Genomic DNA, 7,238 nt, shown 5'->3' with positions numbered 1-7,238 from the left:
GATTACAACAGTAATCATCCGCATAAATCGTTAAATGGACTTAGTCCTTGGCTGTATGCTAAAGAAGTTTTAGTGTATTAGAGTGTATTTTATATTTATTAACTGTTTGAAAAAGGGAAAGTCTTCAATAGTAGCTTCAGCATTTCTTCCGGAAAAGAGGATATGTTCTTCTTTTTTATTTTTAAAAAACTTCCCGACAATCAATTGAAAAGCCAACACATAAATAATCGTCATTACTCCACTAAAAATAATAGGATGCATGAATGTCAGAAACCTCCAGCCAAAATCAAAGGATTCCCGTGTATAAAAATAAGAGTATAACCCAATTACGTAAGCAATTAACAATATACCAAACACGATTCTTAAAACGATTCCTAATGCATTGAACCTGACTTTCTGATCATTTAAAATAAAATAAGGCTCCTGTGACAGATTTGGATTTAACAATACTTTTACCTTGTTTCCGGCATTGAATCTTTTTTCCTGTGGTTTGGAGTCATGAAACATCATCTCGTGTTCAATCAATGTATTTCTAAGGTTAGGAAACGAAAGAACAATCTGAATGACGTTTATATTGGTTTTGGGAATGTATTTCAGGAGTTTATAATCGATGATTTTTGCTTCTCTTGGAATTCCCTTCTGCAGGATAGACTGAATGGTATTTTTCTCCTTAAAAGTTTTTACGAAAAGAGTATTGATGAAGAAAACAATCACATAGATCCATATAAGCAAAGAAAAACCGAGATATCCATAGCTCACGGCTAATGAATTTCTCGGTTCTGTTGCGAACTCATCACTCATCATATAAATGAAAATAGGAAACGGAACGCAGAAAAAGAAGAGAAAAGCTCCCCAGAAAATGATCATGAATTTCATAACTACTATTTTGTGATGTGCAATAAAGTTATGATATTATTATTGAATAGACGTTTTCTTTTTTAAACCTCTTTTTCGAAATAAAGTCTGTAGTATTTTCCTTTATCATCCTCACCCATTTCTAGTTTCTGTCTGTCTCCGTGGATGTAGATGTGGAAATTTTTATCCAATTTAATGATACTTTTAAAGTGTCTCTGAGTCTTTTTTACCGCCGCTTCACTGATCGGGAATTCTTCTGCAATATTTACCTGCATGTCCTGCTCGTAATCTGTTTTAAAATTCACAAAACTTTCAATCACATGTTCGTCTCCCAATACTTCAGTGGCAAATTCATCAAGTTTAAACTCTTCCTTTTCTTTGAAGAAATTGATCGACTTATTCAGAAAATCTGCCTGGTCTGCTTTCGAAACTTCAAATTCCTGAGGCAGCTGCTTTGTGATATAATCTTTATAGACCATCAAAGCCTCCTGCGTGTGGAAATATTCGTCATCACGCTGCTTTACTTTCAGGAAATCTTCGAACCAGTAGTACATGTCTCCATTTTTGTTGTTGTCAACTACGGAAAGTACATATCCTGTGTCTTTATTATTGTTATAGATCAAAGCTGCTTTATCAATTTTAGATAACCCGATTCCCTGATCTTTTTCAATATCAAATGTTTCTTCTGCAGGATTTATTTTCAGGAAAGATTCTCTCTTTTCCGTTTTGAAAATACCAATCTTGTCTACTCTGTCCGGACGGTCACTTTCATCTTCGAAAAGGACTATGAAAAGTTCTCCACTTTGAACTCTTGGGTTTTCAGCCGCTTCGAAAAGATGTTTTGCTATATTTTCAGACTCCCAAATGAACTTGGATTTATCTTCAAAAATTTCAGAAACAGCACTGTAAATTGGGTTATTCACCAGATAAGTATCACTGTAAAAATGGAAGGTTTCTTCCGATTTGAATGATCCTAAAAAGTAATTCTCAAGCAGTTCTGCCATTCCTTCTTCCAGCTTCAATTCCTCTTGTGAAAGTGTCAAGGAATCTCCATTGATCTTATTTCCGACTCTGTGTACTATTATTTTTGAAAACATTTTTCTGAATATTTGGACTGCAAAGATAATTCTTTTTACTACGAACGTAAATTATAAATTAAGGTTAAAAGATAAACAAGAAGTAAAACAGGAATAATCCAATTTATGATCTTTATTCCTAGCATCCAATTTTCTTGTCTTTGAAGTTCATCATCAGCTTTTACAAAGGAATCTAATATCATTCCATTCAAATTTTCAGTTTTGCTCTTATTCTTATTAAAGAAAAGGGTTTTATAATTAATAACATTTGTTTTGATAATCTTTAATGCAGAATCTTGGTTATTAACGAAAGAGTCCATCATATAAGCAAAAAGCACAGAAGAAGCTAAAACAAATATGTTTTTAGTATTAAAAGGTTCTTTTATTTCAAATGTCGTAAATGCTAAAACTACAGCTGCAGGAATTATAATCAATTTATTTTGAGAATCATTAACAACAGTTCTGATATTTTTTGAAAAATCCAATACAGCATTATCTAATTCCGTTTTAACTTTTATGTATGAAAAATCTTTTATATAATATTCGTATCCTATAATGCATCTTTTATAAAAGTCAGAAAAATTACAGTATAAAAATGTTAATCTTTCTCCTTCAGTAATGTCGTCTAAAAAATTTATTAGTTCACTTTTAAAAATAACTTTAATTTCATTAGAAGATTTCTCATAGTCATTAAAAAAATTTTCTAATAGATCTTTCTCCAAAACATACTTTATCTTTGATATACTATTAGAAGATAAAAGATTAGGAATCTTTAAATATCTATTTTCAAAATATATTAAATACTTTTCTTGAATATTATCATTTGAAATTTTAATTATAAAGTCCTTTATTAAAATTAAATCATTATAATTTTTTATAAAAAAATTATCAATATCTCTTTCCGTACAATCGATTTCTAAAATATAAAACTCTTCGCTTTTATCTTTATTATTAAACTTTACAAAATCACTACAAGTTGTATAAAAATTATGTCTTCTTAATGAGGTCCATGCTAGATCAAAAATATAAGTTTGTCCGACTTGCAGTTCAGTATCAGAAACTGGATTTCTTTTTTCATTTAAAATATTATCAATTTCAACTTCTTGTAATAAATTAATTTGTTTAACATCCGTAATAAGAAATGAAAATGTAAATAAATTAGCTGTTTCATTTATTTTATTAGAAAATAATTCTTTTAATAAATCTAACATCACATATGCTTTTTAATTTGGTTAGCTAGATCTTGTGGTATATCTTCTATTGACATAGAATTTGTTTCTACATTATATTTAATTTTATTACCGATTAATGTATTATCAAACTCAATTATAAAATCTTCATTTCTTGATTTATACTTAGTTTTTGTTAATAATTTAATTACATTTTTATCAACACTTATTATGGGATTCACAGAATACTTTTCATCTGAAGCAAAAGTTGCAAAATCATCTGGATTTTCCTCATCAATAATTCTTGATATATCACTTAGAAACACACCCTTATTATTTCGGTCATATTCAATACAATGAGCTTTAATTCTGTCTAATAATCTATCACGCTCCTCTCTATCCTCAAACTTATCATTTAAATATTCCTTAACTGCAAAAACCAATTTCTTCGAACCTGCAGTTTTGGTTGTTTTATCTTCGCAACCAATAAAAGTTTGAAAATATTTTGATATGTTTTTCAATCCACTTCTAAATGACAGATATGTATCAATGTCATCATTCCCATTTTTAAACTCTTTCCATTTTGAAATATTAATGGATGAAGCAACATCAATTTTACTTAAATCTATACTTTCTATTTCATTTAATGTCAGATCTTCACTAAAAAAATATCCTTGCTTATTATTTATTGCTAAAATTAAAAGATATTCAGCATTAAGCGAAGTGTTGAGATAATCAGAAAAAACTAAAAAACCACCTGAAGCGGGATTTGTTAGTTCTAATATTCTTTTATAATGATGCATAAGCTCTTGGGTCATCTCCAAAAAATTTATAACATCTTCAGTATACCCCGTCAATAAATTCTCAAATACTGTTGATTGATCTTGCTCCTCAAATATTCCATAAGTTTTTCCAGGGCCAGAAAATGACTTCTTAATATCTGCAATAAAAAAAATTTCCTTTTTAGAAACCTCTAAAGTTTTTGTTGCTAGTTTCATTTCAGTAACCTCTTTAGCAGGTTCTTTATCAATTCGATGGATAACTATATTTTTTATTTTAATATCGTGACCTTTTTGTTTAATATCTGGCATATTGTTTTTTTACTAAAATAAGGAATAAATTATATTTTTTTTACGGGAAACCCCAATCAAAAACAAGTCATGTATCCAAATTGAGAAAAACCATATCATTTTGACATGCTTTTTTGTTTAAAAAATCAGACTTAAAAACCATAACATATTTAATATCAATACGTTAAATCAATATCATTTCTAACGGAATACCATTGGCATCATGATTTGAAAACATAGAATATGGACTTAAAAACATTAAACAGAATAGACAAGCTCAGAAGATTAAAAAGCAAAGGACCTGAAACTCCAAAGTGGCTGAAGCCTTATCATATGCTTTTTTTTGCTTTTTTAACCATTTTCCTCTTTGGGGCCATCATCAAAATACTTGAACACAATTAACATTATAATATTATGAACTACCTACAAGCCGTACAGGAAATCACAGATGTGGTTCCCGATTTTGAAAAAGAAGTAAAAGAGATCAAAATTCAAAATTCATACAGCATCATCCGGACCTTCACAGAACGTATTAAAAATATGATCCGCCAAAATGACAGAAATCTGTTGTTCAGGAGCTTACAAAAAATGGACAAAATTTATACTGACGGAGATACTGTATTAAAAAATGCTATTGAGACTACTTTCATTTATTCTCTGGACAATTCTACCGCTTTCTGCAGTGAGGAATACAGAAAAGTGATTTTTAGTCACATTTCGGCCAACCTTCAGAAGGTATATTCAAGACAAATTTACAGCCACGGTATATAAAGGTTTTATTACATTATTGAGCCGTTTCATTACAAAGCGTTTAAATTAAACAAAAATTAAAATAACTCACAATCAATTGATTATGAAAAATAAAATCAGAAGGATTTCAGACTGGAAAACCTGGAAAACCACGACTAACAGACACAATACAGAGATATTACTCACTCACGTTGCTGTGATAGTAGGTGTATTTATTTTTGCTGCCTGCCTTTAAATTTTGGTATACATTTCGCTGCAATAAAAAGTGTTTGAAAAATTCTTAATTATGATGAAAGTACAAATGCAAACTATTAATCAAAAGGTAGCTGTTGAATACTTAAAATTTTTCTATGCGCCACTTCGCAATGAAATCACTCAGTTGTCTGTTCAGGACAATTTTGCTGGGATCATGCAGGCAACCGTAAATTATCTGAAGAATCTGTTACAGGAATCGAAGATCAGTGTCATAGCCCATCACATCAAGCTGATGGATTGGCTTTACAGAAATGGTAATTCTTATGTAAGAGACATGATTGAAAACATGTTTGTAAGATCTTTCGAAAGTTTCAAAAAGCACGCAAGAATCCAACATTGGAAACTTCTTTATCAATACATGCCTTCCAGCTTCCAGATCATTTATAATGAGCAGCAGAAGCAGGATCAGATGTATTTTGGAAAATAATAAGTATAATAAAAGAGCGAAAAGGTAAATAAGCCTATTCGCTCTTTTTATATGTTACAATAAATAGCTTTACCTTTTGCAGGTTGAGAAGGAGAAGGAAGATCAAACACTTTATATTCTCTACTTGGTACACAAAAATTACAACTGCATAAAGAAAAAACTAATCCGTTTTTTTACAAATTTGCCTTTTCATGTTTTTTTTTCGCTTTTACACCTATTTACAGGTAACTTTTACCCTATTTTACTTCACCAATACGTATAAAACCTCTATTTTTGTGAAAAAACCGATGAAAAACTCTTTTTATGCTGTGATGATGTTAATGTTGCTAATCTCATGCGGAAATAATGACAATACAAATGATGATCCGAGGCCGATCGATAGAGAAATTTATCAATTTGAATTCAAAAGTTACGCTGTAAAAGGAACCATACTTTATAAAGGGTCAGCCGGCAGTAAATCTACTCCTGATGAGTCCTACCTGGGCAATTATTGGAGTCTGTACAAAGAACCGGCATGGAAGAAGATCGTTCTTGATCTGAAAAGCAATTCTATCCAATTAATAGCCGGAAATTCAGCTGATCTGACATACAGTTTTAAAATCGTCAATGATTCAATTTTAGTCAATGACAGTAATGCGAGTAAGCCGACTTATATTGGTGATTTTAATAAAGAAAATTCCACTTTTACTTTAAAGAGAACCTTTAGATATACGAAACGAGAATCGAGAAACACCGGTGATGGATTAACCATTGTTCAAAATGCGTGTTTCGGTACCACCCAATATGAAAATATGTTTGGAGCTCTTTTTACCACCCCGTCTGAGATGACAAAGTCTGAAGATCAGGTTTTATGGAGTAATATTGAGTATTATTATAAAAAGTTCTAACAACTGATCAATATAATAAAAATAGGCTATCTCAAGAGCCCAATTATTTGGATTTTGAGATAGCCTATTTTCTATTTTTTATCGTGTTATTTCTTCACAAATACCTTTTCGATAGTTTGAGATTCCTCTTTACTCAGTTTTGAAGATTTTCCCAGTTTAGCAATAAAAGCGGTTACTTCTTCCGGGGTTGCCGGTGAGCCAAGGTTTTGGCCTTTGTCATCAAAAGAATCAGCCAGTACTTCTCCTTTTGGGCTTAAAACCAGCCAGAAAGGAAGTCCTGCATTTTCACCTTTATATTTATTCATCAGCTCCTGTCCGCCAGGGTTTTCAAGGCTTTTCTTATCTCCTCTTTCCTGAACATCCAAATAAGCAGTGACAAATCTTTTATCAAAAATGGGTTTAGCTTCTGGAAGATCCATATTTTTTTCCATCATCTTGCACCATTTACACCATGAAGCATGGAATACCAATAAGACATTTTTCTTTCCTGTTTTAGCTTCTTTAAAAGCCTTATTTAATACAACATCTGCTTTTTCCTGCGCCGCTCCTAACTGAAACAGTAACAGAGAAACAATAACAATAATTTTAGAGTATTTCATTCTGAATTTTTATTTTATTACTAAGAGCCTGTTTAAAAACGGTATAAAAAAAGAGTAAGGGTTACTCATTGGCTTAAAAATGTCAATTTAGAGCTGCAAAACAAAAAAATTGATGTATCCAACAGACTTAACTCTTACTCAGTGGCAATT

The 7,238-nt window shown here is 30.9% G+C and carries 10 protein-coding genes; 5 read left to right on the top strand and 5 right to left on the bottom strand.

Translation table 11 applies throughout. The features are described 5' to 3' along the window. Window positions 1–69: 69 nt before the first annotated feature. The 4 genes from C1634_RS25510 to C1634_RS25495 form a co-directional block, all read right to left on the bottom strand. A complete protein-coding gene (locus C1634_RS25510; protein ID WP_103235661.1) occupies window positions 70–876 on the bottom strand; it encodes a hypothetical protein in 807 nt (268 codons plus the stop codon). Between the two features lie 62 nt (window positions 877–938). Then, on the bottom strand, window positions 939–1,952 hold the full coding sequence (locus C1634_RS25505) for a nucleoid-associated protein (protein ID WP_109739374.1): 1,014 nt from the start codon (window positions 1,950–1,952) through the stop codon (window positions 939–941). A 38-nt stretch (window positions 1,953–1,990) separates the two neighbouring features. Further along, window positions 1,991–3,142 carry a hypothetical protein gene (locus C1634_RS25500; protein ID WP_109739373.1) on the bottom strand — a complete coding sequence of 384 codons (1,152 nt, stop codon included), beginning with the start codon at window positions 3,140–3,142 and terminating at the stop codon, window positions 1,991–1,993. Next, window positions 3,142–4,191, bottom strand: coding sequence for a nucleoid-associated protein (locus C1634_RS25495; RefSeq protein WP_109739372.1), 1,050 nt, complete (start codon window positions 4,189–4,191; stop codon window positions 3,142–3,144). The genes C1634_RS25500 and C1634_RS25495 overlap by 1 nt, the downstream gene beginning before the upstream one ends. Window positions 4,192–4,413: 222 nt before the next feature. On the opposite strand from C1634_RS25495, the gene C1634_RS26205 reads away from it, so the two are divergent. The 5 genes from C1634_RS26205 to C1634_RS25480 all read left to right on the top strand — a co-directional run bounded on the left by C1634_RS26205 (window position 4,414) and on the right by C1634_RS25480 (window position 6,489). Then, a complete protein-coding gene (locus C1634_RS26205) occupies window positions 4,414–4,572 on the top strand; it encodes a hypothetical protein (RefSeq protein WP_165835409.1) in 159 nt (52 codons plus the stop codon). 12 nt (window positions 4,573–4,584) lie between these two features. Next, window positions 4,585–4,941, top strand: a complete 357-nt coding sequence (locus tag C1634_RS25490; protein ID WP_103235484.1) for a DUF7674 family protein — start codon at window positions 4,585–4,587, stop codon at window positions 4,939–4,941. 82 nt (window positions 4,942–5,023) lie between these two features. Continuing rightward, window positions 5,024–5,155, top strand: a complete 132-nt coding sequence (locus tag C1634_RS26470; protein ID WP_262509928.1) for a hypothetical protein — start codon at window positions 5,024–5,026, stop codon at window positions 5,153–5,155. Between the two features lie 51 nt (window positions 5,156–5,206). Further along, entirely contained in the window at window positions 5,207–5,602 is a 396-nt protein-coding gene (locus C1634_RS25485) for a DUF7674 family protein (protein WP_103235485.1), read from the top strand. Window positions 5,603–5,793: 191 nt separating this feature from the next. Further along, entirely contained in the window at window positions 5,794–6,489 is a 696-nt protein-coding gene (locus tag C1634_RS25480; RefSeq protein WP_103235486.1) for a hypothetical protein, read from the top strand. Window positions 6,490–6,575: 86 nt separating this feature from the next. On the opposite strand, the gene C1634_RS25475 is transcribed toward C1634_RS25480, so the two are convergent. Continuing rightward, on the bottom strand, window positions 6,576–7,088 hold the full coding sequence (locus C1634_RS25475; RefSeq protein ID WP_103235487.1) for a thioredoxin family protein: 513 nt from the start codon (window positions 7,086–7,088) through the stop codon (window positions 6,576–6,578). Between the last annotated feature and the right edge of the window lie 150 nt (window positions 7,089–7,238).

This window comes from Chryseobacterium viscerum (assembly GCF_002899945.2).
In the GTDB taxonomy this organism is placed as follows: domain Bacteria; phylum Bacteroidota; class Bacteroidia; order Flavobacteriales; family Weeksellaceae; genus Chryseobacterium; species Chryseobacterium viscerum.
Note: the sequence above shows the minus strand (reverse complement) of the source record. Positions and strands in the feature narration are given on the sequence as shown.